We start from the raw sequence: 469 nt of genomic DNA, 5'->3' as shown, positions 1-469 counted from the left end.
GTGGATTCTAGTCTTGATGTGACCGTTAGGGTACAGCGCCTCGAAACCACACTCTGGGCAACGTGCCAGCTGATAGGTTAATACTGCTTGAATCACGAGGAACTTTTTGCGTCCCGTACCTTTGCTATGATTTTCATGGCGATAACCATTAATATGAACGTGAGTATCTGTAATTCCGAGAACTTCTAGTGTAGTATTAATATTGGACATTTAATTTCCTTGCCTTTACTTTTGGTTTGGTCGCTGTAAAGTATAACGTCTGGGAGACTAGGTGTCCTTTTTTTGCAAAAAAACAGGCCTAAGTTTCTCAGTGTTGAACTTAATCAACACTAAAAAGCTTAGACCCTGATTAACGACTTGATTATATTTAGTAAGCACACTATAACCGAACGTCTATGAATGCGTCTAACGGCGCAGTATGATCACCTTATCAATTATGATGAGGTGATTTTTTATGACTAAGCTTCAA

Annotated in this window: 1 pseudogene; it reads right to left on the bottom strand. The window is 39.2% G+C overall.

What is annotated here, in order from left to right:
- Positions 1 to 210: pseudogene (locus FFM73_RS12940) on the bottom strand (ISL3 family transposase); the annotation flags it as partial.
- Between the last annotated feature and the right edge of the window lie 259 nt (positions 211 to 469).

It is taken from the genome of Secundilactobacillus hailunensis, from assembly GCF_005405185.1.
Lineage (GTDB): Bacteria > Bacillota > Bacilli > Lactobacillales > Lactobacillaceae > Secundilactobacillus > Secundilactobacillus hailunensis.
This window is presented reverse-complemented; position numbering and strand designations above follow the sequence as displayed.